The 24,814-nt window shown below is 74.2% G+C and carries 23 protein-coding genes, 1 tRNA gene and 1 pseudogene; 16 read left to right on the plus strand and 9 right to left on the minus strand.

Annotation, left to right across the window (positions count from 1 at the left end):
* Positions 1-18: 18 nt before the first annotated feature.
* Positions 19-567, minus strand: coding sequence for a nucleotidyltransferase family protein (locus tag AC3D3D_RS07720; RefSeq protein WP_463662684.1), 549 nt, complete (start codon positions 565-567; stop codon positions 19-21).
* 180 nt (positions 568-747) lie between these two features.
* Between AC3D3D_RS07720 and AC3D3D_RS07725 the strand changes: the two genes are divergently transcribed.
* From AC3D3D_RS07725 to AC3D3D_RS07740, 4 genes and pseudogenes are all read left to right on the plus strand, one after another.
* On the plus strand, positions 748-1,035 hold the full coding sequence (locus AC3D3D_RS07725; RefSeq protein ID WP_463662683.1) for a hypothetical protein: 288 nt from the start codon (positions 748-750) through the stop codon (positions 1,033-1,035).
* Positions 1,032-1,577: a MogA/MoaB family molybdenum cofactor biosynthesis protein gene (locus AC3D3D_RS07730; protein ID WP_463662682.1), complete on the plus strand. Its 546-nt coding sequence runs from the start codon at positions 1,032-1,034 to the stop codon at positions 1,575-1,577. The genes AC3D3D_RS07725 and AC3D3D_RS07730 overlap by 4 nt, the downstream gene beginning before the upstream one ends.
* Before the next feature lie 147 nt (positions 1,578-1,724).
* A pseudogene (locus tag AC3D3D_RS07735) lies at positions 1,725-2,018 on the plus strand (type II toxin-antitoxin system VapB family antitoxin); the annotation flags it as partial.
* A 205-nt stretch (positions 2,019-2,223) separates the two neighbouring features.
* On the plus strand, positions 2,224-2,850 hold the full coding sequence (locus AC3D3D_RS07740) for a LytR C-terminal domain-containing protein (RefSeq protein ID WP_463662681.1): 627 nt from the start codon (positions 2,224-2,226) through the stop codon (positions 2,848-2,850).
* 13 nt (positions 2,851-2,863) lie between these two features.
* Here the strand turns inward: AC3D3D_RS07740 and AC3D3D_RS07745 are convergent, their stop codons facing one another.
* On the minus strand, positions 2,864-4,246 hold the full coding sequence (locus AC3D3D_RS07745; RefSeq protein ID WP_463662680.1) for a uracil-xanthine permease family protein: 1,383 nt from the start codon (positions 4,244-4,246) through the stop codon (positions 2,864-2,866).
* 155 nt (positions 4,247-4,401) lie between these two features.
* Here AC3D3D_RS07745 and AC3D3D_RS07750 point away from each other — a divergent pair, with 155 nt between their 5' ends.
* Positions 4,402-4,923 carry a DUF4190 domain-containing protein gene (locus tag AC3D3D_RS07750; RefSeq protein WP_463662679.1) on the plus strand — a complete coding sequence of 174 codons (522 nt, stop codon included), beginning with the start codon at positions 4,402-4,404 and terminating at the stop codon, positions 4,921-4,923.
* Between the two features lie 109 nt (positions 4,924-5,032).
* On the plus strand, positions 5,033-5,767 hold the full coding sequence (locus AC3D3D_RS07755; protein WP_463662678.1) for a glutamine amidotransferase: 735 nt from the start codon (positions 5,033-5,035) through the stop codon (positions 5,765-5,767).
* A gap of 145 nt (positions 5,768-5,912) precedes the next feature.
* Here the strand turns inward: AC3D3D_RS07755 and AC3D3D_RS07760 are convergent, their stop codons facing one another.
* Positions 5,913-8,411, minus strand: a complete 2,499-nt coding sequence (locus AC3D3D_RS07760; RefSeq protein WP_463662677.1) for a choice-of-anchor I family protein — start codon at positions 8,409-8,411, stop codon at positions 5,913-5,915.
* A gap of 241 nt (positions 8,412-8,652) precedes the next feature.
* Between AC3D3D_RS07760 and AC3D3D_RS07765 the strand changes: the two genes are divergently transcribed.
* Positions 8,653-8,847, plus strand: a complete 195-nt coding sequence (locus tag AC3D3D_RS07765) for a CsbD family protein (RefSeq protein WP_463663395.1) — start codon at positions 8,653-8,655, stop codon at positions 8,845-8,847.
* Between the two features lie 94 nt (positions 8,848-8,941).
* Here the strand turns inward: AC3D3D_RS07765 and AC3D3D_RS07770 are convergent, their stop codons facing one another.
* On the minus strand, positions 8,942-10,066 hold the full coding sequence (locus tag AC3D3D_RS07770) for a baeRF3 domain-containing protein (protein WP_463663394.1): 1,125 nt from the start codon (positions 10,064-10,066) through the stop codon (positions 8,942-8,944).
* Positions 10,067-10,309: 243 nt separating this feature from the next.
* On the opposite strand from AC3D3D_RS07770, the gene AC3D3D_RS07775 reads away from it, so the two are divergent.
* The 3 genes from AC3D3D_RS07775 (at position 10,310) to AC3D3D_RS07785 (ending at position 14,162) form a co-directional block, all read left to right on the plus strand.
* Entirely contained in the window at positions 10,310-10,735 is a 426-nt protein-coding gene (locus AC3D3D_RS07775; RefSeq protein ID WP_463663393.1) for a YciI family protein, read from the plus strand.
* Between the two features lie 8 nt (positions 10,736-10,743).
* On the plus strand, positions 10,744-11,994 hold the full coding sequence (locus AC3D3D_RS07780; RefSeq protein WP_463663397.1) for an RNA polymerase sigma factor: 1,251 nt from the start codon (positions 10,744-10,746) through the stop codon (positions 11,992-11,994).
* A 164-nt stretch (positions 11,995-12,158) separates the two neighbouring features.
* A complete protein-coding gene (locus tag AC3D3D_RS07785; protein WP_463663392.1) occupies positions 12,159-14,162 on the plus strand; it encodes a hypothetical protein in 2,004 nt (667 codons plus the stop codon).
* 61 nt (positions 14,163-14,223) lie between these two features.
* Here the strand turns inward: AC3D3D_RS07785 and AC3D3D_RS07790 are convergent.
* Positions 14,224-14,312: transfer RNA gene (locus AC3D3D_RS07790), tRNA-Ser, on the minus strand.
* Between the two features lie 303 nt (positions 14,313-14,615).
* Between AC3D3D_RS07790 and AC3D3D_RS07795 the strand changes: the two genes are divergently transcribed.
* A complete protein-coding gene (locus AC3D3D_RS07795; RefSeq protein ID WP_463663396.1) occupies positions 14,616-15,494 on the plus strand; it encodes a Sir2 family NAD-dependent protein deacetylase in 879 nt (292 codons plus the stop codon).
* A gap of 45 nt (positions 15,495-15,539) precedes the next feature.
* On the opposite strand, the gene tadA is transcribed toward AC3D3D_RS07795, so the two are convergent.
* A complete protein-coding gene (gene tadA / locus AC3D3D_RS07800) occupies positions 15,540-16,019 on the minus strand; it encodes a tRNA adenosine(34) deaminase TadA (RefSeq protein WP_463663391.1) in 480 nt (159 codons plus the stop codon).
* A 45-nt stretch (positions 16,020-16,064) separates the two neighbouring features.
* On the opposite strand from tadA, the gene AC3D3D_RS07805 reads away from it, so the two are divergent.
* The 3 genes from AC3D3D_RS07805 to AC3D3D_RS07815 are packed head-to-tail and all read left to right on the plus strand — an operon-like array spanning position 16,065 to position 18,333.
* Positions 16,065-16,622 carry a GNAT family N-acetyltransferase gene (locus AC3D3D_RS07805; protein WP_463663390.1) on the plus strand — a complete coding sequence of 186 codons (558 nt, stop codon included), beginning with the start codon at positions 16,065-16,067 and terminating at the stop codon, positions 16,620-16,622.
* Positions 16,623-16,670: 48 nt separating this feature from the next.
* Complete coding sequence (gene upp, locus AC3D3D_RS07810) at positions 16,671-17,309, plus strand: uracil phosphoribosyltransferase (RefSeq protein WP_463663389.1); 639 nt, start codon at positions 16,671-16,673, stop codon at positions 17,307-17,309.
* A 10-nt stretch (positions 17,310-17,319) separates the two neighbouring features.
* A complete protein-coding gene (locus AC3D3D_RS07815) occupies positions 17,320-18,333 on the plus strand; it encodes an alpha/beta hydrolase (RefSeq protein WP_463663388.1) in 1,014 nt (337 codons plus the stop codon).
* Here the strand turns inward: AC3D3D_RS07815 and AC3D3D_RS07820 are convergent.
* From AC3D3D_RS07820 to AC3D3D_RS07830, 3 genes are all read right to left on the minus strand, one after another.
* Entirely contained in the window at positions 18,290-20,050 is a 1,761-nt protein-coding gene (locus tag AC3D3D_RS07820) for an MFS transporter (protein WP_463663387.1), read from the minus strand. The genes AC3D3D_RS07815 and AC3D3D_RS07820 overlap by 44 nt on opposite strands.
* Positions 20,047-20,499 (minus strand): MarR family winged helix-turn-helix transcriptional regulator, encoded by a 453-nt coding sequence (locus AC3D3D_RS07825; protein ID WP_463663386.1) that lies wholly within the window; start codon positions 20,497-20,499, stop codon positions 20,047-20,049. The genes AC3D3D_RS07820 and AC3D3D_RS07825 overlap by 4 nt, the downstream gene beginning before the upstream one ends.
* Positions 20,500-20,802: 303 nt before the next feature.
* Positions 20,803-21,810, minus strand: a complete 1,008-nt coding sequence (locus tag AC3D3D_RS07830; protein ID WP_463663385.1) for a LacI family DNA-binding transcriptional regulator — start codon at positions 21,808-21,810, stop codon at positions 20,803-20,805.
* Positions 21,811-21,966: 156 nt separating this feature from the next.
* Here AC3D3D_RS07830 and AC3D3D_RS07835 point away from each other — a divergent pair, with 156 nt between their 5' ends.
* Entirely contained in the window at positions 21,967-23,652 is a 1,686-nt protein-coding gene (locus tag AC3D3D_RS07835; RefSeq protein ID WP_463663384.1) for an HAD family hydrolase, read from the plus strand.
* An 11-nt stretch (positions 23,653-23,663) separates the two neighbouring features.
* The gene (locus AC3D3D_RS07840; RefSeq protein ID WP_463663383.1) at positions 23,664-24,710 is read left to right on the plus strand and encodes a DUF8171 family membrane protein; all 1,047 of its coding nucleotides are present in this window, start codon (positions 23,664-23,666) and stop codon (positions 24,708-24,710) included.
* Positions 24,711-24,814 lie beyond the last annotated feature (104 nt).

The following is a 24,814-nucleotide window of genomic DNA, read 5'->3' on the forward strand; positions in this document are numbered from 1 at the left end:
GCCCCGTCGCGGCCGGGCTCAGCGGGGCGTGTCGACGTCCTCCCCGCCGGCGAGATCCCCGCACTCGACGAGCCGCACGGGGTGGGCGCGCAGGTAGGGGGCGGCGCCGTCGTCGTCGGTGAGGGCGGCCCGCAGGGGCGCGCGGTGGTCGGAGGGGACGAGCACGGGGTGGCGGCCGCGGCCGTCGAAGGCGGCCCGGGCCAGCCCGTCACCGCCCTCGGTCAGCACGCGGCGCACGACCTCGGCGCCGATGTCCGGGTAGTCGACGAGGTGGATCGCCACCCGCCCGGGGACCGGCTCGAGCGCGGCGAGGCCGGCCCGCAGCGAGGCGCCGATCCCGCGCCGCCAGCCGGCGCAGTGCACCTCGCGGGCACCGGCCGGCATCGGAGGACGCGCCGCGCCGGTGACCACGACGACGTCGGTGCAGCCACCGCGCGAGAGCGCATCCGTCGCGTGCTCGAGCCAGTCCTCGACGAGGATCTTCGGTCGGCCGTACCGGCTCCCGGCGCCGGCGGCGAGCAGCAGGCCGGTCGTCCGGTCGCCGCGCGGCCCTCGTTCGTCGTCCACGGGCACCAGGGTCGCCGAGCCGGGGGTCCCGGACAAGCACCGAGCCCGGGGTCCCGGACATGCACCCGGCAGCGGGGCCCATGTGTCGGTGTCCGCCGCGGGCCCGCACGTGGTGTACAACTTGTCGCACCTGTCCGGGACCCGTCGTACCGGACACCCTGGGTTCGAAGGAGGTCCGAGATGACGCAGCCGTCGGTGACGCCGACCCGCACCGCCCCCAGCGCCGGGCCCCTGCCCGGGTCGCCCACCGGCGCCGTGACCGGTGCGCCCTCCGCCCTCTCGCCGGACGCCGCGTGGATGCTGCCTCCCGACTCGTTCCTCGCCGAGGTGGAGTCGGCCTTCGTGCCCGAGTCCGACGCGGCGCCCGCGTCCGCCCTCGCCCGCGTCCGCCCGCCGGCCTACGGCGGCCTGCGCTACACCGCCGCCTGGTGGGCGGCCCGGCGCGGGGCTCCTACCCTGGGGGCATGAGCCACACCGCTCCTGCCGAGGGCACCACCCCCGCCGGGGGCACGGACGCGACCGCCCCGCTGCCCGGCGCCGTCGTCACGGTCTCGGACCGGTGCCACGCCGGCACCCAGGACGACCGGTCGGGGCCGCTGGCCGTCGAGCTGCTCGCCGAGGCGGGCATCCATGCCGACGCCCCCGTCGTCGTGCCCGACGAGATCGAGCAGATCCGGGCCGCCGTCGAGGACGCGATCGCGGGCGGGGCGCGGCTCGTGCTGACCACCGGAGGGACCGGCGTCGGGCCGCGGGACGTCACCCCCGAGGCGGTCGCCCCGCTGCTCGTGCTCGAGCTGCCCGGGATCGCCGAGCAGATCCGCACCCACGGTCTCGCCGCCACGCCGCACGCCGTGGTCTCGCGCGGCGTCGTCGGGCTCACCGGCCGCGGCGAGCGGGCGGTCCTGCTCGCCACCGCACCCGGCTCCACCGGCGGGGTGCGCGACACCCTGGCGGTCCTCGCCCCGCTCGTGCGCCACGTCCTCGGCCAGGCCGCCGGAGCAGCCCACTGATGCCGCCGCACCCGTCACCGGCCGGCGGCCGCCACCCGTGACGATCTCGCAATCTGGCCATCGCACCCCGACCCCCGCTCCGGGCTCCCCGCTGCCTACCATCAGTGACAGCCCACGGACACCGACCAGGGAGGGGGCCGAGCAGCGATGATCTTCAAGGCTGTCGGCGACGGGCGCCCCTACCCCGACCACGGCCTGGTCACGCCCAAGGAGTGGGCCGTCGTCGCGCCGCGGCAGGTGCGCCTGGACCAGCTCGTCACCACCCGCGCCGAGCTCGACCTGCACTCCCTGCTCTCCTCCGACTCGACCTTCTTCGGCGACCTGTTCGCCCACGTCGTGCGCTGGCAGGGCACCTCCTACCTCGAGGACGGGCTGCACCGCGCGCTGCGGGCCGCGCTCCAGCAGCGCACCGTCATCCACGCGCGCGTGCTCGACCTCGACGACCCGGACAACCCCACGGGCAGCCACGCGGCGATCAGCGCACCCCCGCCGCCGTCGCGGGCGGACCTCGCCTCGACGCCGCCGCCCCCGCCACGCACGACGCCACCCCCGCCGCCGCCCCCGGGCCGCCGGCTGCGCCGACAGTCCGTGGCCGACCGGCGACCACCTTCCGGGCGTCGATGAGCGCGTCCACTACGGTGACCGGGTGAACCGGGACCGCCAGCAGCTGACTCCGCACGCGAGGCGGCGCCGTGCCATCCAGCAGCGGCAGACCACCGTCATCGGTGGGCTGGTCGCGATCCTGCTGCTCATCGCACTCGTCGCCGCCGCGATCTGGGCCCAGATCCTGCCCGCGCCCTTCGACCGCGAGTTCAGCGCCGACCCCGAGTCCGCCACCGACGGCGGGTCCGCCACCTCGGCCGCGCCGCCCTGCCCGCCGCCCGACGCCACCCCGCGCGCGCTGGACGAGATCACCTCCAACGTCTTCAACAGCACCGAGCGCGGCGGCCTGGCCGGCACGACGGCCGAGCAGCTCATCGCCGGCGGCGTGGTCGTCAACCAGCAGGGCAACTGGTCCGGCACCCCCTACGAGGGCGCCGTGCGGATCGTCGCCGGGGCGCCGGGCGTGGTCCCGGCCTACTCCCTGGCCCGCGTCTTCCCCTCGGCGGAGGTCACCATGGACGACCGCACCGACGAGTCGGTCGACGTCGTGCTCGGTTCCGCCTTCGAGTCGATGCTCTCGACCGAGGAGATGGCCGCGCTCGACCAGTCGGCCCCGCTGGTCGCCCCCGAGAGCTGCGTGCCGATCGAGGAGGTGCCGACGGCGGGCTGACCCGCCGCCGGCGTCACCTCCCGGGCTCGGCCCCGGGCTCCTCGTGACCAGGCTCGTTGCGCCCGGGCACCTCGCTGCCCGCGGGCGCCGACGCCGGCGAGGCCGCCTCCTGGTTCGTGCCACGCAGCCGGGCCAGCCCGCGCATGCCGTGGTAGACGATGAGGGTGGCGAAGGAGCCCAGCGCGATGCCCTCGAAGGTGAGGTCCCCGACGACGAGGGTGAAGTTCGCGATCCCGATGACGAGCGCGATCGCCGCGGTGTTGAGGTTGACGGGGTCGGAGAGGTCGACGCGGTGCTGGACCCAGATGCGGGCGCCGAGCATGCCGATCATCCCGTAGAGGACGGTGGCGGCCCCGCCGAGGACGCCGGCCGGGATCGTGGCGATGAGCTCGCCGAACTTCGGGGACATCGACAGCAGCAGCGCGAACAGGCCGGCGACCAGGTAGGCGGCCGTGGAGTACACGCGCGTGGCGGCCATGACGCCGATGTTCTCCGCGTACGTCGTCGTGCCGGACCCGCCGCCCGAGCCGGCGAGGACGGTGGCCAGGCCGTCGGCCATGAGCGCGCGGCCGGTGACGGGGTCGAGGTCGCGGCCGGTCATCGCGGCGACCGACTTCACGTGGCCGACGTTCTCCGCGACCAGCACGAGCACCACCGGCAGGAACAGGCCGAGCACGTTGACGTCGAAGGCGGGGGCGGTGAGGTCGGGCAGGCCGATCCAGGCGGCGTCGGCGACGGGGTCGAGGTCGACCTCGCCGCGCACGAGGGCGGTGGCGTAGCCGACGAGCACGCCCAGGAGGATCGAGAGCCGCCCGAGCAGTCCCCGGAACAGGACGGTGACCAGGAGGATCGACACGATCGTCACCACCGCGGTGACCGGGGCCAGCTGGACGTTGTCCCAGGCGGCCGGGGCGAGGTTGAAGCCGATGAGCGCGACGATGGTGCCGGTGACCACCGGTGGCATGACGAGGTCGATCCACCGTGAGCCCGCCACGTGGACGAGCAGGCCCACCAGGGCCAGCGCGACGCCGGTGACGAGCACCCCGCCCAGCGCCACGGCCATCTCCTGCGGCGTGGGGTCGCCAGGGACGACCTGGACCGCGGTGATCGGGGCGATGAAGGCGAAGCTCGACCCCAGGTAGCTGGGCAGCCGCCCGCCGGTGATGACGAGGAACAGCAGGGTCCCGACGGCGGAGAAGAACAGGGTCGTCGCCGGCGGGAAGCCCGTGAGCAGCGGGACGAGGAAGGTCGCGCCGAACATGGCGACGACGTGCTGGGCGCCGATCCCGATCGTCGCCGGCCACGAGAGCCGCTCCTCGGGGGCGACGACGTCCCCGGCCCCGACGACCTTCCCGTCACCGTGGACCGTCCACAGACCCTTGCGACCCGATGCCATCTGTCATCCCTTCGACTCACGGCCCCGGGCGGGACCCGCGCCATGCTAGCGGCGCCGTCCGCGCTCCCCACCGGCGTGGGCCGCCGGGGCGACGTGCCGTGTGCCATGCTGGCCGGGCCCCGCGCGGCGGGGACGGATCGGTGACGGGAGGGACGATGGGCGAGCAGGGCTGGCGCCTCCCCTCCGGCACCGCGGACCCCCGGTTCGCCGGGCAGGCGACAACCGTCGTCGACGGTGGGTCGTACGGCCCGGCGCCCAGCCCCGGCGGGGCGACCACCGCGCCGTACGACGTCGCGGCCCTGCCCTGGTCGGCCGCACTCCCCGAGGCGGATCCCGCCTCGGGGAGTGCGGCCGGTGATGCGGCCGACCTCGGCCCCTTCCCCGGCACGGAGTTCGTCGACCTGGCGGCCACCCTGGGCGGGCCCGGGTACGTGGGTCGTCCGCCACGCACCGACCCCGTGGCGGTGCTCGCGCTGGTCGTGGGCCTGCTCGGGGTCTTCCCCTGGGTCGGCCTCGGCGGGATCGCGCTGGGACACATCGCGCTGTGGCGCCTCAACCGTCAGCCCTACACCGGCGGGCGCGGGCTGGCGCTGACCGGGGCGGTCGTCGGCTACCTCACCGTCGGCATGCACCTGCTCATCGAGCTGTTCGTGGAGACCCTGCGCTCGTTGTTCTGAGGCGGCGCCGGGCCGCGGCTGCTACGCCGCGGCGGGGGCGACAGGTCGGGAGGGTCGGCGCGCGGGCGTCGTCGCGCGGGCGGGTGCGCCGCGACCTAGCATCTGGCCCATGAAACCGTTCCTCCTGCTCGCGACCCGCCCGGAGAACGCGGTCGCCGACGCCGAGCACGAGCAGATCCTGCGTTGGACCGGGCTCGCCCCCGCCGAGCTCGTGCGGGTCCGCCTCGAGCAGGGGTCGCTGCCGGACATCGACCTGGCCGACCTGTCGGGGATCATCGTCGGCGGCAGCCCCTTCACCGGGTCGGTGCCGCAGGAGACGAAGTCCGACACCCAGCTGCGGGTCGAGGCCGAGCTCGCGGGGCTGCTCGACGTCGTCGTCGCCGAGGACTTCCCCTTCCTCGGTGCCTGCTACGGGGTCGGGACCCTGGCCCGGCACCAGGGCGCCGTGGTGGACGGGACCTACGCCGAGCCGATCTCGGCACCGCTGGTGACACTGACCGACGCCGGGGCCGACCACGAGATCTGCGCCGGCATGCAGCGGCAGTTCCACGCCTTCGTGGGGCACAAGGAGGCGGTGCGGGAGCTGCCCGGGCAGGCGACGCTGCTGGCGGGCTCCGAGATGTGCCCGGTGCAGATGTTCTCCGTGCGGGAGAACCTCTTCGCCACGCAGTTCCACCCCGAGCTCGACGTGCCCGGGATCCTTCAGCGCATCGAGGCCTACCGGCTGGCGGGGTACTTCGACCCGGTCGACCAGGAGCTCGTCGAGCAGGCGGTGCAGGGCGTGGACGTGCACTCCGCGCACCGCGTCCTGGCCAACTTCGTCCGCCTCTACGCCCGCCCCTGACGAGTGAGCGGTTTCTGGTCTGGCGAGTGAGCGGAATATGGTCTGACCAGTGAGCACGGTCCGGTCCATGTGGACCGGGCCGTGCTCATTCGTCAGGCAGGAAAGTGCTCACTCGCCACGTTTCCGTGACGGGCGTGCGGTGTGTTCAGCGGCGGATGCCGAGGGTGTCGGTGCCGTCGCCGTTCCAGTCACCGACGAAGACCTCGTCGCTGGCGCGGCCGTAGCGCTGCTCGATCTCCGCACGGGTCGAGGTCAGCGAGTTGGAGACGAGGTAGAGGTTCCCGCGGCGCACCGCGAAGGAGTCCGCACCGTCACCGTCCCAGTCACCCACGACGACGTCGTCGCTCGCCCGGCCGTAGCCGAGCTCGGCGTCCGCGTTGCCCCCGGTGAGCGAGTTGGCGATGAAGTACCGGTTGCCCCGACGCACCGTGAACGAATCACTCCCGTCGCCGTCGTAGTCCCCGACCAGCACCTCGTCGGACGCGCGGCCGTAGTTGAGCTCGACCTCCGCGTCCCCACCCTCGTGGGTGTTGGTGAGGAAGTACGCATCCCCGCGACGCACAGCGAAGGTGTCCACGCCGTCGCCGTCCCAGTCACCCACGAGCACGGTGTCGTACTCATTTCCGAAGCCCAGCTCGACGTCCGCGTTCCCACCGGTCAGGGTGTTGTTGAGGAAGTACCGGTTCCCACGACGCACCGCCAGGGTGTCGGAACCATCCCCGTCCCAGTCACCGACGAGCACCTCATCACCTGAACGGCCGTAGGCGAACACGTGATCCGCGGTCGCGTCCCACCCGTCGTTGAGGAAGAACCCACGACCCGGCGCGGGCTCGCCCGGCTCGGGCTCCGGCTCCGGGTCCGGACCCGGCTCCTCGGTGAGGTCGGTGACGGAGAAGAACGTGGTGGTCCCGGAGACCTCGTTGCCGACGATGAGCAGCGGGGTGCCGTTCGGGGACTCCTCGGCGCCGACGAAGGCGAGGCCTTCCGGGCCGAGGTCGCCGGCCTGCGGGAGCGCGGCGTCGGGGTCCTCCTCGTCCTCCATGGAGATGGAGAAGTCGCGGTTGTTGACGTAGGTGACGAAGGTCGAGGCCGCGGGGTCGGTGATGTCGTAGACCGCGATGCCGCCGACGCGCTCGAAGCCGATGAACGCGTAGGTGCGGTCGCCGACCTCGCCGAGGACCAGGCCCTCGGGCTCGGGGCCCTTGTCCTCGGAGCGTCCCTCGAGGTTGGACTCGGAGTGGTTGGAGTTGAAGAACTCGGGGGCGGCCTCGTGGGTGATGCGCTCGAAGTCCTCGCCGGAGTCGAAGACGAGCTCGCCGTCGGCGGTGAAGATCGAGAAGGAGCGCGAGCCGAAGGCGTGGAGCTCCTCGTACTGGCCGGTCTCCTCGTTGAAGCCGCCCTCGATGGAGACGTTGAGGCGGCCGAGCTGGTCGTCGCCGAGCAGGCCGGGGAAGGCCTCCTCGGAGACCGGGCCGTACCCGTCGTCCTCGAGGTTCTTCACGCGCACGGACTCGACGTACTCGGCGTCGGTGTCCTCGCCCCACTCGCGGGCGTCACCCTCGTTGGCGGTGACGACGTAGTCCTGGTCGCCGACCGAGTAGGCGCCCACCGCGTCCGGCATGGGGATGCCGTAGAGGTTGTCGAAGGTGCGGATGTCGAAGGTCGGGGCGTCCTCGGGGTCGCGGTCCGAGGGGTCGATCCCGTGCCCCTCGACCGAGTGGTCGACCAGGCCGAGCGGGACCAGCTCGGTGAGCGTGGCGGTGGGGATGTCGACGACGGCGATCGCGTTGGCCTCCTGGACGGAGACGTAGGCGGTGGTGCCCGTCGTCGTGACGAACTCCGGCTCGAGGTTCTGCGAGATGCGGCGCTCGGGCTCGCCGCCGGTGTTGGGGACCTGCGGGCCGAAGACGCGCACGCCCTCGGGCAGGGTCTCCGGGGCCTCGTCGAGCTGGTGGAAGGTGACGGTCTCGACGTCGGCGGCCGTGGCCGCGGCGACCTCGGCCGGGAGCGCGACGACGGAGATCGAGCCCTCGGGGTCGACGGAGAAGTCGTCGGCCGGCTCGCCCTCGTTGGCGACGACGGCGTGGCCACCGTCCTCGGTGACGGCCACGGAGTCGGGCAGCGGGCCGACCTGGACGGCGCCGAGCACGGCGGGCTCGCCGGTGACGTCGACGAACATCAGCCAGCCGGCGTCGGTTTTGGTGGGGTTCTCCACGGCGACGACGGCGAGGCCGTCCGCGCGGACGGCGATCGAGTTGGCGACGGCGCCCTCGGGGATCGTGCCGCCGCCGTCGACCTCGGTGCCGGCCGCGGCGATCTGGCCGTCCTCGACCGGGACGGCCGGGTCGGAGCTGTCGATGACCTGCACGACGCCGTCGTTCGCGTTGACCACGAAGGTCCGATCGGTGGCCGCGTGGAAGGCGACGATCTCCGAGGCGGACTCGTCGAACACGCCGGACTCGAAGGTGCCCACCGGCTCGACGGCGAGCGAGGCGTCGTCGGCGGAGACGGAGATGAGGTCGTCGACGATCGCGGTGCGCAGCGGACCGGCGGCCGGGCCGGCGACGGCGGGTGCCGCGAGCGGGAGGATGAGTGCGGAGCCGAGCACGGCGGCGCCGCACGCGCGGAAGCGCTTGGGAGACATGAGTACGCCTTTGTCGGTGGGGCAGGGGGTGCGCCGCACGCTAGGTCCGCATGGTGGCCCTGACATGTCCGCACGGTGAACATCTCGAGCCTCGGGCGCTCTCGCGAAGGCGCCGGGTACGGCACCGGCCCGCCCCCCCCCCCCCCCCCCCGTCGGGTTGCGGGACCACGTGAGCACCGGAACAGTGGAGCTCAAGGCCCGGTGTTCGCCGGGAGCTCGACGAGTCGAGGAGGTGGTCCGTATGGGCCTGGGAGACAAGTTCGACGAGATCAAGGGCGCTGCCAAGGAGAAGATCGGTGACCTCACCGACGACCGCTCCACGCAGGCCAAGGGCAACGTGGAGAAGAACACGGCCAAGGCCAAGCAGGGCGTCGAGGAGGGCGTGGACAACCTCAAGGAGGGCGTCCAGAACCGCTCGGACGACAACCGCGCCTGACCCACGGCGCCGGCCCGATCGGTCGGCAGCACACGGGAGCCCCCGCCGACGTCGGCGGGGGCTCCCGTGCGTCCGGGACCGTCGGCGGCCCCGGTCAGTACCTGAGCACGGCCGCCGCGGGCGCACCCTCGGGAAGTGCGCCGAGCATCCGGACGTCGCCGCCCGTGCGCAGCGTGGCGCGGGCCGCGACCCCGACCCGTCCGTCGACGTCGTCGGGCTCGGGCCGCGACGGCGCGACGTACGCTCCGCCGGGCCGGTCGGTCTCCGCCTTCATGAGCAGCGTGTCGACCCGCCCCTCGTGGGCGGCGCGGAGGGCCTCGTCGACGCCGAGCGCGGCGCCGCCGCGGGCGCGCTGCTCGTGGAAGCGGTCCAGCAGCCGGGCGTTCTCCGCCTCGAGACGAGCATCGACCAGCGACCAGGCCGCGGCCCTGAGGTCGTCCTGGCCCAGGTCGTCCGGGTTGCGCTCGATCGCGTCGTCGAGGACGTGGGGGTAGCCCGCCACGTCGCGGTACATCGCGACCCACTCCGGCAGCCCGGCGAGGATCATGGGGATCGTCCGGCCGGCCAGGTGCTCCTCGACGCCGCGCGCCACCTCCCGGAAGTACTCGACGAGGTCGCGCTGGTGGACGTTGTCCAGCGCGCTCGCGCCGTAGTAGACGGAGCCGCCGCCGCCCACCGCACCGGAGGCGTTCGGCCGGGGTACCGCGTCGGACTGGGGACCGTCGGGCTCGTACACGTCCGAGAACCTGCGCGGCACGTTCGGCAGCTCGAGCTCGACGATCCGGTCCCGCCCACCGCGCAGGACCCGCACGTCCTTCTGGCTGAGCGCGAGCACGACGTAGCTGCGGTCGGTGAGCAGCGGCAGCAGCGGGGTGAGCACGAACTCCTCCCCCACGCGCGCGTGCTCCGGCAGGTCCAGCGGCACCCGGTAGGACACGTGCCAGCCCGGTCGGAGGAACATCGCCAGGCCGTCGGCCATGTGGCTCCAGGCCACGGCGTCGCGGTGCAGCTCCCAGGCCGACGCGAGGAGGTCCTCGACGTCGCGCCGGGCGTGGCCGGCCCCGAGGAGCTCGGCCTCCACCGCGGAGAGCAGGTTCTTCCAGCGCAGCCGGTCGGCGTCCCCCTCGCTCGGACCGCTCACGCGGTGGGTCGGGACGAACAGGGACACCCGCGTCCCGCCACCGTCCCCCACCAGCTCGTCGAACTCGGCCCTGGTCATGAGATCCACGTGGTCCTCCGTTCGTTCGGTGACCGTCGAGGCTATCCGGCGGGTGCGGCGCTCCGATAGGCCTCCCTGCACGCGCCGCCCGGAGCCGGCGGCCTGCGATGCTGGTCGCAGCCGGCCGCGCCGCGCACAGCGGTCGCGACGTCGACGTCGACGTCGACGTCGATCCACGCGGGCGCCGTTCGACGCATGGGTAGGAGGGCGCGACCGGCGCCCCCGTCAGGAGGGAGAGACACCATGAAGTACATGCTCATCATGCGCAGCACGGACGCCGCGCTCGAGGCCTCCAAGGAGATCGACTTCGAGGAGATCCTCAACGCCATGGGCCGGTACAACGAGTCGATGATCGAGGCCGGCGTGATGATCGCCGGCGAGGGCCTGGCGGGCCCGGAGGAGGGATTCGTCGTCGACTTCGACAGCGACCCGCCGATCGTCACCGACGGCCCGTACGGGGAGACCCACGAGCTGTTCAACGGCTACTGGGTCCTCGAGGTCGCCACCCGGGAGGAGGCGGCCCAGTGGGCCAGCCGCTGCCCGCTCGGTCCCGGCAGCAAGCTCGAGGTGCGCCGCGTGCACGAGGAGGCCGACTTCGCCGCGTTCGAGGGCAACGAGTACCTGGAGAAGGAGAAGGGGTGGCGCAAGGAGCAGGAGGCGCGGGGCTGACCTCGTCGATGGCACCCGGTCGTCCGCCGGGACCCGAGGATCTCCGCCGGACCGTCGACGCCGTGTGGCGCATCGAGGGTGCCCGCATCGTCGCCACGCTCGCGCGGGTGACGGGCGACGTCGGCCTGGCGGAGGACCTCGCCCAGGACGCGGTGGCCGAGGCGCTCGACCGGTGGCCGCGCTCCGGCGTCCCGCGCAACGCGGGCGCGTGGCTCACGGCGGTCGCCAAGCGGCGGGCGATCGACGCGTGGCGGCGGCGGGAGGCGCTCGACGCCCGCTACCGCACGATTGCCGCCGACCTCTCCGAGGTCGCCGAGGACGCCTGGGAACCGATCCCCGACGACGTGCTCCGGCTGGTCTTCACCGCCTGCCACCCGGTGCTCCCGCCCGAGTCCCGGGTGGCGCTCACGCTCCGGGTCGTCGCCGGCCTCGGCACGCAGGAGATCGCCCGGCTCCTGCTGGTGCCGGTGCCCACGGTGCAGCAGCGGATCGTCCGGGCGAAGAAGACCCTGTCGGCCGCGCGGGTCCCGTTCGAGGCACCGGAGCCGTCGCAGTGGCGCGAACGCCTCGGACCGGTCCTCGGCGTCGTCTACCTGCTCTTCACCGAGGGGTACGCACCGACCGCCGGGCAGGAGGGGGTGCGCCCCGAGCTCGCTCTCGAGGCGCTGCGCCTCGGTCGCGTCCTCGTCGCGCTGCTGCCGCGCGAGCCGGAGGCGTACGGCCTCCTCGCGCTCATGGAGCTCCAGGCCTCGAGGTTCGCGGCCCGCACGGCGACCGACGGGCACCCCGTCCTGCTGGCGGACCAGGACCGGTCGCGATGGGACCGGGGCCGCATCTCCCGCGGCAGGCAGGCACTCGCGCGGGCGGACGCTCTCGGCCGTGGGCGCGGCGCGTACGGCCTGCAGGCGGCGATCGCCGAGTGCCACGCGCTGGCCCGGCGCTTCGAGGACACCGACTGGGACCGCATCGTCGTGCTGTACGAGGCGCTCGGCCGGCTCGCGCCCAGTCCCGTCGTCGAGCTCAACCGCGCGGTCGCCGTATCGATGGCCGAGGGGCCGGCGGAGGGGCTGGCCGTCGTCAACTCCCTGGCCGACGCGAAGGAGCTGCGCGGCTCGCACCTGCTGCCCAGCGTGCGCGGCGAGCTGCTCGCCCGGCTCGGACGCACCGACGAGGCACGCGCGCAGCTGCTCGCCGCCGCCGGTCTCGCCCGCAACGACCGCCAGGCGGAGGTGCTCCGCGAGAAGGCGGCCGGGCTGTGAGGCCGCGGGCCGACGTCGGCGGGTGACCATGCGCCCGCGCCCGCTCGCCCCTCGACCGACAGCCCGCCCGCCGTCGGGTATGGGTATCTCTGCCGCCTCGAGGCGGCACGGGGACGTGCGCAGTTCGCCAGGATGGGCCCTGTCACCCCGGATCGGAGTCCCCCATGCGCCGCGCCACCGCCGCCCTCGCCGTCGTCGCCCTCACCTGCCTGGGGCTGAGCGCCTGCGGCGAACACGACGACCGCCCCTCCGCGGAGGGCGGCACCGGCACGACCTGGCAGGACCCGGTCCCGGCGGGCACCCCCGTCGAGCTCGACGGATACACGATCACCATCCACGAGACCGAGATCGAACGCGGCGAGGAGGGCGACGGCGAGGGGGACACAGAGCATCCCGGCGAGGGCCGCGTCCACGTCAGCGCCCGCGTCACCGTCGAGTCCGCCGACGACTCCCCGGTCGCCACGCACGCATCCGACCTGACGGAGCGCGACTTCCAGGTGCTCGGCGCGGACGGCTGGGCGCCGCACACGCAGGCGCTCGAGAACGGGTCGAGCGTCCCGAGGATCTGCGAGGTCGACGACGAGACCCTGTCCCTCGCCCTGGCCGGTGCCGACGAGGCGACCGAGGTCGAGGGCTGGATCTGCCGCGACGTGCCCGCGGACCGGGCCGAGGGTGCCCAGTGGATCGTCGGGATCTCCCCCGAGGAGGGCGAGGAGGGCGAGGAGGGGGAGCCCGCGTTCCGCTTCGCCTCCTTCGACGACCGCCTGCCCACCACGAGCCCGACCGACCTGCCGGACGCCGAGGAGGGGGCCGGCACCTCCATCCTCGAGCCCGCTCCGGTCGGCACCGCCCTCGAGTTCGACTCCCTGGCCTGGTCGGCCAACGAGTCCCGCACCGAGCCCACCCGGACCGGCCAGGACACGGCCGTCACCACCACAATGACGGTGACGAACACCGGGGACGCACCGGTGGACCTGGACCGAAGCATGCGCGTGCGGCTGGCCTCCCGCAGCGGCGAGACCACCGCCGAGGAGTGCGAGGGCTTCGACGACCCGACGTCGGTCTTCCGGCAGCAGAGCGGCTACCTCGTCCCCGGGGGGAGCGCGGACCTCGACGTGTGCGTGCGCACGGCCGAGCACCTCGTGCCGATCTCGACCTGGACGGTCGAGCCGATGGTCGAGGACTACTCCGGCAGCGGCGACGTGCGCTACCTCGAGCTGGTCGACCCGGACGCACCCGAGCCGGACCCGGCCGAGATCGAGGGCTTCCTCGTCGCCGACCCCGCCGCCACCGGTACCGCCGTCGCCCTCTCCCCCGAGGCCACCGTGTCCGTCGTCCCGGCGACGACCGAGGGGACCGACCCGGCCGCGGCCCCCGACCGCGGCGGCATGACCACCGTCTCCACCGTGCTGACCCTGACGAACACCGCGGACCATTCCCGCTCGCTCAGCGACCTGCTCGCCGGCGTGCACCTCGTCGGCACCGACGGCGTCGCACGCGACGCCACCTGGCGGGACGGCGAGGTCCCGAGCGATCAGGTCCCTGCCGGAGAGTCGATCGACCTGCCCGTGACCGCGCGGGTCCCGGCCGACACGGCGCCGGGGGTGTGGCAGGTCGAGCCCGGCTACGCGGCCGACCACGAGGTGAGCGCCACCCGCTTCGCCGCCACGGACGAGGGCCGCACCGGCGTCGAGCTCGCGATCGACCGCCCCGCGTCCGAGTCCTCGATCGGCACCACGGCCGCGGATCCGGCGCCGCCGGGCACGCTCCTCGACCGCGGGACGTGGGTCGGGTCGATCGGCACCACGAACGTCGACGCCCGCGAGACCGTCCTGGCCGAGGGCGGGCAGATCGACGACGACGTCCCGGCCGACGCCGCCGTCCTCCTCGTCCCCGTCGAGCTGGGCTACCACCCGCCCACCGAGATCGACCGGGGCTCGGGGAGCTACCTCTACGAGGGCCCGAGCCTCCTGGCATCCGACGGCCTGACCTACGCGGCGGACATCTCGTGCCGCGTGCCCGACCGGGCGACGGCGATGTTCCAGGTCCAGCCGGGCGCCACCGCCCGGTTCCGGGCCTGCGTCACCCTCGACCCCGCGCTCGTCGACGGGAGCGTCTGGGAGCTCCGGACCGGTCTCGACGAGGTCCAGTACGTCGCGCTGGACTGATCACCCGGGGGTAAGAGACGGGGCGTGGCCCCGTCCCTCGACGGTGCCACGCCCCGGAAAATGGCGGTAGCGGTGGGATTTGAACCCACGGTGGCTGTTAACCACACAGCATTTCGAGTGCTGCACCTTCGGCCGCTCGGACACGCTACCTCGGCGCACCACTGTACCCGCGTGCCCCTGCGGCCCTGCACCGGATCGACGCGAGACGTGTCACGCTCACGCGTCGCACACGTTGCCGTCACCTGCCCGCCCTACCCTGAACCGGTGAGCGAGCCGCCGTCGAACCCGGGCGGCCACTCCCTGTCGGACTTCTTCCCGGGGGTGGCCTCCGACGGCGTCGTGCCCTCCGGTGACGCGGCAGCCGACACCGCGGCTCCCGACGGCGCGCCTGCTGCCGCACCGGCCCCGCGGCTGCGCCTCCTCCCACCGCCACCGCCCCCGCCGGCCGGGTCCCTGCCCCCCGAGCCGACCGACATCGACGCCGCCGTCGCCCCGCTCGCCGACGTCCTCGACGGGCGCCGGTTCCTCACCATCACGGGCGCGGGCATCTCCACCGACTCCGGCATCCCGGACTACCGCTCCCCCGGCTCGCCGGTGCGCCGTCCGATCACCTACCAGCAGTTCCTCGGCTCGCCCGCGCACCGGGCGCACTACTGGGCGCGCAACCACCTCGGCTGGCGTTACGTCGCCGCACGGCGGGCGAACCTCGGCCACCGGACGCTGGCGGTGCTCGAGCACGAGGGCTTCGGCACCGGCGTCGTCACCCAGAACATCGACCTGCTGCACGCGCGGGCGGGCCAGCCCACGGTCGTCCACCTGCACGGACGCTACGACCGGGTGCGCTGCCTGGGCTGCGGGCGCACGGTGCCGCGCGCGGAGCAGGACGACCGGCTCGCCGCCGCGAACCCCGGCTGGCGCGAGCACCTGCTGCGCCTGCAGGACGTCGAGGTCGCCCCGGACGCGGACGCGGTCCTCGCCCGCACCTCCGACTTCCGGGTCGTGGACTGCGAGGTCTGCGGCGGGATCCTCGCCCCCGACGTCGTCTTCTTCGGCGGCACGGCCGCCCCGGACCGCGTCCGCCGCGCGGGCGAGCTCGTCGAGGCCTCCGACGCGCTGCTCGTGGCCGGCTCCACCCTGTCGGTCTACGGCGTGCGGCGCCTCGTCCGGCGCACCGTGCGCCGCGGGCACCCGGTCGTCATCGTCAACCGGGGACCGACCCGGTCCGACGACGTCGCCGCCGCCACGCTGTCGGCCTCGACCACCCGCGCGCTGCCCGCGCTGCTGCGCGCCCTGCGCGAGCGCCGCGACTCCCGGCCCGCCTGGCTCCGCTGACCACGCTCCCGCCCGTCGCGGGGCGGACCGTCGCGGGGCGGCCCGTCAGCGGCGGTCGCGGAAGAAGTGCTCGAGGACCTCGCCGCACTCCGCCTCGCGCACCCCGGCGACGACCTCGACCCGGTGGTTGAGCCGGGTGTCCCGCACGACGTCGCGCACCGATCCCGTCGCCCCCGCCTTGGGGTCCCAGGCACCGATGACGACCCGCTCCACCCGGGCGAGGACGAGCGCACCGGCGCACATCGTGCACGGCTCGAGCGTGACGACCAGCGTGCAGCCGTCGAGCCGCCACGTCCCGCGCGCTGCCGCGGCCGCCCGCAGTGCAAGGACCTCGGCGTGCGCGGTGGGGTCGGCGTCGACCTCCCGCCGGTTCGCGCCCTCGCCCAGCACCGCGCCGTCGGGGCCGAGCACGACCGCACCCACCGGCACGTCACCGCTCGCCGCCGCCCCCCGCGCCAGCTCCAGGGCGCGCCCCATCGGCGCGTCCCACCGCGCGGGCGCCGCTGCGGCGTCGAACCTCGTCATGCCGTCATGGTGCCAGCCACCGGACCACGCCCCTACGCTCGAGAGGTGCACCCCCCGACCGCTCCCCTGCCCTGGCCGGAGCCGCCGCCGACGCACGCGGGCGTCCTGCTCCGCAGGCCACGGGCCGACGACGCGGACATGGCCCGTGCCCTCGCGACCGACCCCTACGTCCCCCTCATCGGCACGCTCCCGGCAGACGCGGGCAGGGACGAGGCGCTGGACTGGGTGGAGCGCCAGCTCGCCCGCCACGACGAGGGCGCCGGATTCTCGTTCACGATCGTCGAGCGGGCCACCGGGGCCGCGGTGGGCAGCTGCGGCCTCTGGCTCCGCGAGCTCCCCGAGGGCCGCGCGAGCGCCGGCTACTCGCTCGTCCCCTCCGCCCGAGGCCGGGGCCTGGCCACCGACGCGCTGCGCGCGCTGACCGCCTTCGCCTGGACGGTGCCCGGCCTGCACCGGGTCGCCCTGCGGGTCGAGCCGGCCAACACCGCCTCGCTGCGGGTGGCCGAGCGCGCGGGCTACGCGCGGGAGGGCCTGCTCCGCAGCCACGAGGAGATCGGCGGCGAGCGGGTGGACATGGTGCTGCTCGCCGTCGTGCGCCCGTGACCGGTCCCGGTCCGCGCGCGCACGGCCACGCACCGGTAGGTTCGACCCATGCGCGTCCACCTCGCCGAGCACCCGCTCGTGGCCCACAAGCTCACCGCCCTGCGGGACTCGACCACCGACTCCCCCACGTTCCGGGCCCTGGTCGAGGAGCTCGTCATGCTGCTGGCCTACGAGGCGACCCGGGACGTGCGCACCGAGCCGCACGAGATCACCACGCCGGTGGCCACGACCACCGGGGTGCGCATCGCCAGCCCGCGCCCGCTCGTGGTGCCGATCCTGCGGGCGGGCCTGGGCATGCTCGAGGGGATGAGCCGGCTCGTGCCCACCGCTGAGATCGGGTTCCTGGGGATGAAGCGCGACGAGGAGACCCTCGAGGCGATCACCTACGCCAACCGGCTCCCGGACGACCTCTCGGGCCGCCAGTGCTTCGTCCTGGACCCCATGCTCGCCACCGGGCACACGCTCGTCGCCGCGATCGAGTACCTCCTGGCGCTCGGCGCCCGCGACGTCACCTGCATCACCCTGCTCTGCGCGCCCGAGGGGCTGCGGCACGTCGAGGAGACGATCGGCGCGCGGGGCGACGTCCGTGTGGTCACCGCCGCCGTCGACGACGGGCTCAACGAGAAGTCCTACATCGTCCCGGGCCTGGGCGACGCCGGGGACCGCCTCTACGGCGTCGTGGACTGACCGCACAGCGATGAGCGCCGCCACCCCACGACCGACGACCACCGCCGACCTCGGCGCCCCCGTCCCCGACGTCCTGGGCGCGCCGTTCGTCGCGCGCACGGTCCCGCTGTCGCTGACCGACGGCGGGCACGCACCCGGGGTGCGCGACGTCGCCACGATCGTCCAGCGCGATGACGCCGCCGCCCACCGCCGGGCGGTCGTCTACCTGCCCGGGTTCATCGACACCTTCTTCCACGCCGAGCACGCCGCCGCCTGGCACGAGGCCGGATGGGGCCTCTACGCGCTGGACATGCGCCGCTCGGGCCGCTCGCTGCGGGAGGGCCAGCTCCGCGACGACATCCGCATCCTGTCGGTGCGCCACGAGGAGGTGGGGTTCGCCGTGGACCTCGCCCGCGGCGAGGGCGCCGAGGAGGTCGTCCTCCTGGGCCACTCCACCGGCGGGCTCCAGGCGGTCCTGTTCGCCCACGACCAGCCCGGCGCCGTCGACGGCGTCATCCTCAACTCCCCCTGGCTGGACCTGGGGCGCGGGTGGTTCGACGACGTCGCGGCGACCGCGCTCGTCGACCGGATCGCGCCCCTCGCGCCGCGGCTGCCCGTCTCCTCGCTCAGCGGCACCTACGGCGCCTGGCTGCTCGACCCCGAGGGCGGGGGCTGGTCGATCCCGACCTCGCTCAAACCCACCGAGGACCTGCCGGTCCGTGCCGGGTTCCTCCGGGCGGTCCGACGCGTCCAGCGTCAGGTCCAGGCGGGCGGGGCGGAGGTCGCCGAGCCGGTCCTGCTGGCGATGTCACGCCGCTCGGGGGCGCGGGTTGATCCTGGCCCGGCCGACCTGTCGGGGTCCGACGTCGTGCTCGACGTGGCCACGATGCGCCGCAGCGTCTCGCTGCTGGGCGAGCGGGTCGACGTGCTGGAGGTGCCGGGCGGGGTCCACGACCTCGCGCTGTCGCCGGAGCCCGCCCGGTCCTTCTACACCGCCGAGATCATCGCCTGGGCGAGCTCGCGCCCGTGGGCACCGCAGGGCTGACCGCCGCCCCCACCGACGCGCCCTCCTCCTCGGGCGCCGCCTCGACGGCGGGCGCGGGAGTCACGGTCCCGGCGGCCCCGGGGTGCACCGGGTCCCCGGGCTCCGGGGCGCGCACCTCCCGGGTGACGTCGACGGTGTCGCGCAGCGAGGTGCCGCGCATGAACATCGAGGCCACGAAGCCGACCAGGGCCAGGGCGAAGACGGACAGGAACACCGGGCCGATGCCCTCGGCGTAGCCGTGGCGCACCACGGCCTCGACGTCGGCGGGCAGGGCGGACAGGTCGAGGGTGTCCATCGAGCCGCCGCCGGGCAGGGTCATGCCGGAGGCGGCGACATGGCCGGCGACCTCGCGGGCGTAGACGATGCCGAGGACCTGGATCGCGACGGCGCCGCCGAGGTTGCGGAAGAAGGTCACCGAGCTGGTGGCCGCGCCCATGTGGCGCAGTCCCACCGTGTTCTGCACCGCGAGGATGATGTTCTGCAGGCACATCCCCATCCCCCAGCCGCAGACGAACAGCAGCGCCGAGGTGAGCCACAGCGGGGTGTCCTGGTGCGCGACGAGACCGAAGGCCAGGGTGCCCGCCGTCATCAGACCCATGCCGGTGACCACGACCCCCTTCCAGGTGCCGCGGGCGGTGACCAGCCGCCCCGACCAGGTCGAGGCGATGAGCAGCCCGAACATCAGCGGCAGCCCGAGGAAGCCCGCGACCGTGGCGGAGTAGTCGCGCCCGTACTGGAAGTACTGCCCGAGGAAGACGTTCGAGCCGAACATCATGCCGCCCACGCCCAGCGAGGCGATGATCGCCAGCACGGTCGTGCGCGAGCCGAGGATGTGCAGCGGGATGAGCGGCTCGGGCACGACCCGCTCGACGACGACGAACAGCACCGCGAGCGCCACCGCGCCCCCGGCCATGAGGTAGGAGGGCAGCGAGGCCCAGGGGAAGGAGGTCCCGCCGATCGAGATCCACACGAGCAGCAGCGTCGAGGCGACGGCGATGATGGCGGCGCCGAGGACGTCGATCCGGGCCTTTCCGGTGCGCGGGTTGGGCGGCAGCTCGAGGCGGCGGTTGACCACCCAGGCGGCGAAGAGCATGAACGGGATCATGATGAAGAAGCACCACCGCCAGCCCAGGCCGGGGGTGTCGACGATGAGGCCGCCGACGAACGGGCCCGAGACGGTCGCGACCGCCATGACGGCGCCCTGGTAGCCGTTGTACCGGCCGCGCTTCCGCGGCGGGATGATCGTGGCCATGATGATGATCGACATCATCACCTGACCGCCCATCCCCACCCCCTGGAGCACCCGGGTGGCGATGAGCATCTCGGCGCTGACTGCCAGTCCGGACAGCAGGGAGCCCAGGACGAAGATGCCGATGAAGATGATGAGCAGGCCGCGCTTGTCGAACAGGTCGCCGAGCTTGCCGGCGATCGGGGTCATCACCGTGTTGGCAAGGATCGCCGAGGTGATGATCCAGACGTACTGGTTCGGTGCGGCACCGACCTCGGCGGCGATGACGGGCATCGCGTTGCCGACGATGGTGTTGGCCATCATGCCGAGGAACTGGGTGAGCAGCAGGCCGGTGAGCACGGCCATGATCCGCCGGTGCTCGGCCTCGGCAGCCTCGGCCTGGGCCTGGGTGAGGCCGGCGTAGATCCTCTTGCGGGTGAGGTCCTTGGTGCGGCGCCCGCTCGTGGTGGTCTCCCTCGTCTGGCTCATCGCCGGTTCGCCCCGTCGCTGTCCTGGTCGTTCTCGTGGTCGTCGGTGGCGACGACGTCGGTGAGCCGCTCGCTGCCCAGCCGGTGCAGACCCGCGGCGAGCGCCGCGATGTCCTCCTCGGACCAGTCGGCGGTGAGCCGGCCGATGGCCTCGGTGTAGATTCGGCGGTTCTCGGCGATGGTCGCCCGCCCGCGCTCGGTGACGGAGACGACCTGCGCGCGACCGTCGTCGGGGTGGGGGGTGCGGCTGACGAGGCCGAGCTCGTCGAGGGCCGCGATCTTGCGGGACATGACCGAGACGTCGATCGCGAGGCCGGCGGCCAGGTCGGAGATGCGGGAGCGGTCGTGCTCCTGGACCCGCAGCAGGGTGAGGTAGTGGGTGCGGTTGATGCCGGTGTGCCGGTTGACCTCCTCGCCCAGCCGGCGGGTGACGCGGCCGGCCTCGAGCACGGCGGCGACGAGGTCGGTGGCCAGCGCGGCCCGGTGGTCGTCGGGCGGCGGGGCGGGGCTGGTGGGGGTGGTCCGGGTGTCGAGCGCGGTGTTCGTGGTGGTTCCTTCGCACGGTGTCGTTCGGGGCTGACGTGCCGCGCGGCCCAGGCGAGGTGTGCCCTGCTCGGGTGCCCTCGGCCTCGGCCGCGTCGTCGACCACCGATGCTACTCCGTTGCTTGCTGCATGCAACCATCCGTGCGCAGAGCCACACGGGGCCCGGCACGCACCCCTGGCGAGGCGCGCCTGCCCCCGGCCCGCGACGCTCAGCCCTGGCTCGAGGCGCGCACCACCAGGCGGGGCGTGGCCACCACGTGCCGGTCCTGGCGGCGCCCGTCGATCCGCTCGAGCACGAGCTCGACGGCATGACGCCCCATCTCCGCCCGCGGCTGGTCGATCGAGGTGAGGCCCGGACGCATGGTCCCGGCCAGGGTGGAGTTGTCGTACCCGCACACGGCGAGGTCGCCGGGGACCGCCAGGCCGGCGTCGAGGCTGGTGACGAGGACGTGGTGGGCAGCCTGGTCGTTGGAGGCGAACACCGCCGTCGGCGCCCCGGGCGCACCCGCGCGCACCTGCTCGAGCACGCTCCCCCACGACTCGCGCCAGCCCTGCGGTCCGACGACGTCGCCGCGCACGCCCGGACCGGCCTCAGCCACGGCGGCCTCGAAGCCGCGGCGCCGCCAGGTCGTCGCCGGCCGGTCGGAGCGGGCGAGGAAGAGCAGGCGCTCGTGGCCCTGCCCGATCAGGTGCTCGACCGCCAGACGTGACCCGAGGGCGTCGTCGTTGGACACCGAGTCCACGCCGGGCACGTCGGCCGGCAGGCGGCCCACCACCGCCAGCGGCACCTCGTCCGCCACCCGGGTCGCCGTCTCGTCGGTGATCCACGAGCCGACGAGCACGACGGCGTCGACCTTGAGGGAGAGCAGCCGGGTGAGCTGGTTCGCCAGGCGCGCCTGGTCGCGGCGGCCGTGGGCGTGCAGGACGCCGTAGCCGGCCTCCTCGGCCCGTTCCTCCACGGCAACGGCGACGTCGGTGTAGTAGGCGTTGGACAGGTCGGTGACGGCGACCCCGATCGTCATCGTCCGGCCCCCGACCAGGGCGCTGGCCCACTGGTTGCGGCGGTAGCCCAGATCGTCGGCGACGCGGCGGATGTGGCTGCGGGTCTCCTCCTTGACCCCCGGCCGGCCCCCGAGCGCGAGCGAGACCAGGGACTTCGATACCCCCGCGGCCGCGGCCACGTCGAGGATCGTGGGGTCGTTCCCGCGCCGGTTCACGCCCCCAGGTGTACCAGAACCGGGCCCGGGCGGCCGCCCGGCACGACCCGCGGAACCACGACGACTGGAACGTTCCACCTCCCAGCTGTGGAACGTTCCAGTTCTGTTCACCCGCGGGCCACGGGGGGTTGTCCGGGCGCACCTAGGTTCGACCTCGTGCCGACCTCCGTGCTTCCCGACGCCCTGCTGCTCGACTTCGGTGGGGTCGTCGTCGAGACCGCCAAGCGGCCCGAGGGGCGCGAGGACGTGGTCAGCCACCTCTCCGAGGTGCTGGGGCGGGCGGGCTGGACCGCCGACCGCGCCGCGCTGCGGGCCGGGCTCGACGCCGGCCTGACCGCGCTCAAGCTGTGGAAGAACGCCTCGAGCCGGCGCCGTGAGCCGCGCGAGCTCACCCACCGCGAGATCGTCGGCGAGTTCCTCGCGCCCGACCTGCCCGAGGGCCCGCGGGCCGCGCTGCTCGCCGACGCCGCCGACGTCACCGCCGCGATGAGCACGCTCATCTCCACCCACGAGATCCGTCCCGGGATCCGCGAGACGCTCGAGCTGTGCCGACGCGCGGGCGTCCCGGTGGGGATCGTCTCCAACGCGCACTCCGGCCGCGCCCATCGGGCGATCCTCGCCGCGGCCGGGCTCGAGGACGCGATCGGCGTGCAGGTCTACTCCGACGAGGTCGGCATCCGTAAGCCGCACCCGGGCATGCTCACCCTGGCCGCCGAGGCCCTGGGCGTGGACGTGGCGCGCTGCTGGTACGTCGGCGACACGATGGACCGCGACGTCGTGGCGGGGCGCCGGGCCGGGGTCGGCGCCGTCGTCGTCACCCGGACCCGGCACACCGAGAACCCGCCCTTCCCGGTCCCGGTCTCCCCCGACCACCTCTTCGACACCCCCGAGGGGCTCCTCGGGCTGCTGCGCGCTGCCGAGGCCCGCACCTCCGCCGCGGCGGGCTCGTCCACCGCCGGCACGCCGGCCGCCGCGCGCACCCCCGAACCCGCCGCCCCTGCCTCCCCCGTCACCCGGACCCGCCCGCGCGCCGAGCGGCCGGCGCTGCTCATCGACCACGGCGGCGTCATCGCCGAGGCGGGCACCCCGACCGACCTGACGGCCGCCTCGGCAGGGCTCGTCGAGCTTGCCGTCCGCGCCGGCCACCCGCTCACCCCCGAGCAGGCCGTGGCGGCTCTCGCGGCGGGCCGGGCGGCGCACTCCGCCGGCAAGCGGGAGCGCGTCGCGCGCGGCGACCACCGCGAGGTGGCCGCCGAGGAGTTCTGGGGCGAGCTGGTCGGCGCCCACCTGCCGCCGGCGCTGCGCACGCTCATGCGGGTCGAGGCGCACGCGCTCATGCACCGCTACTACCTGACGAAGTCCGACCACCGCCTGCGCCCCGGTGTGCGCGCGCTCCTCGAGCACTGCGCGGGTGCGGGCATCGAGGTCGCCGTCGTGTCCAACACGGTCAATGGGCGCGGCGTGCGCTCCCGCCTCGCCGCCGCCGGGCTCGACCACCTCGTCGGCGTCGGCATCTACAGCGACGAGATCGGCGTGCGCAAGCCCGACCGGCGGATCTTCGACGAGGCCCTCGCCGCCGTCGGGGCCGCGCCCGAGGCGGCCTGGTTCCTCGGCGACAAGCCGGTCAACGACGCCGCCGGAGCCCGCGCCGTCGGCATCCGCCGCCGCGTGCTCGTGCGCGGCGGCTCCACCCCCGACCCCGAGCTCGAGGCCGCCCTGGCCGAGGGCACGGCCACCGACCTCGTCGACACCCCCGGCGACCTGGTCGACCTCCTCGTCGCGGCGCACCCCGGCGTCGCGGCTCCCACCGAGCCCACCTCCCCCGAGACCTCCCGCCGCTAAGGAGCACGACCATGAGCACCCCCGCCTACGAGCGCAAGGGTCGGCTGCGGATGCAGTCCGACGACGGCGCCGCCCGGAACCTCACCACGCCCCAGAAGCTGATGATCTTCGTGCTGTCGATGGCCCTGTTCGGGCTGTCGAACATCATCCTCGAGATCATCCCGGACCCCTCGATCGGGCCGGTCGACGTCTCCGTGTCCTACATGGTCTTCGTCCCGCTGACGATGGCCGCCCTGTTCTCCCCGTTCTGGGCCGCGCTCGGCGCCCCGCTCGGCGAGATCGTCTTCACCGACCTGCTCATGGGTGACTTCTCCGGGCTGGCCGAGGTCGAGGGCTACCTGCAGATGTTCCTCGCCGTCTACATCGGTGGCTCGCTCGTGCGCAACCCGCGCAACCGGGCCCAGATCTGGGTCGGTGCGCTCGCCATCGTCCTCGTCGACAAGATCCTCTCGGCGATCGTCGACCTGTCGAAGGTGTGGATCGGCGTCGAGGACGCCGAGTTCGTCGAGGGGCTGCCCGAGTCGATCCTCGCGCTCGAGGGCATCGGCCTGGTGGTCGACATCGTCATGTCCGGCATCCTGCTCGGCGCCCTGCCCGCGATGTGGCTCATCCCCCGCCTGCACCGCCGCATCGAGCCGCTCATGGGCATGGAGCCGCGCGAGCCGGGCCGGCCGATCCCTGGCGCCGCCCCGCAGAACGCCGCCTTCGTCATCGGCGCGCTCGTCCTCGCCGTCGCCTCCTTCGGCTTCGCCTTCCTCGAAGCCTACGACCTCAACGCCGGCGAGTGGACGCCGGAGTTCCTCGAGGAGTACGGCATGGGGTTCATGTGGGTCTCGGTCGCGGCCATCGTCGTGGTCACCGTGGTGGCGGTCCTCCTGTTCCGCGCCGCCCAGAAGCGCTCGGGCCGTGCGGACGCCGGCTCCCCCGACGACGTCGCGGCGGCCCCGGCGGGGACCGCCGGCACCGGCGCGGCCACCTCGGAGCGAGGCACCTCGGAGCGGGTGGCCGAGGCCGCCGGAACCGCCGAGCGTGCGCGCGACGACGTCGCCAGCCACTGATCGCACGCGGTGGTCGGCGGGAGTCCCGCCGACCGCCGCGCCGCACCACAGGGCCGGGCGACCCGCACCGCGGGACCGGCCGCACCACCACCGACCAGGGACGA

It is taken from the genome of Georgenia sp. X1117, assembly GCF_057784635.1.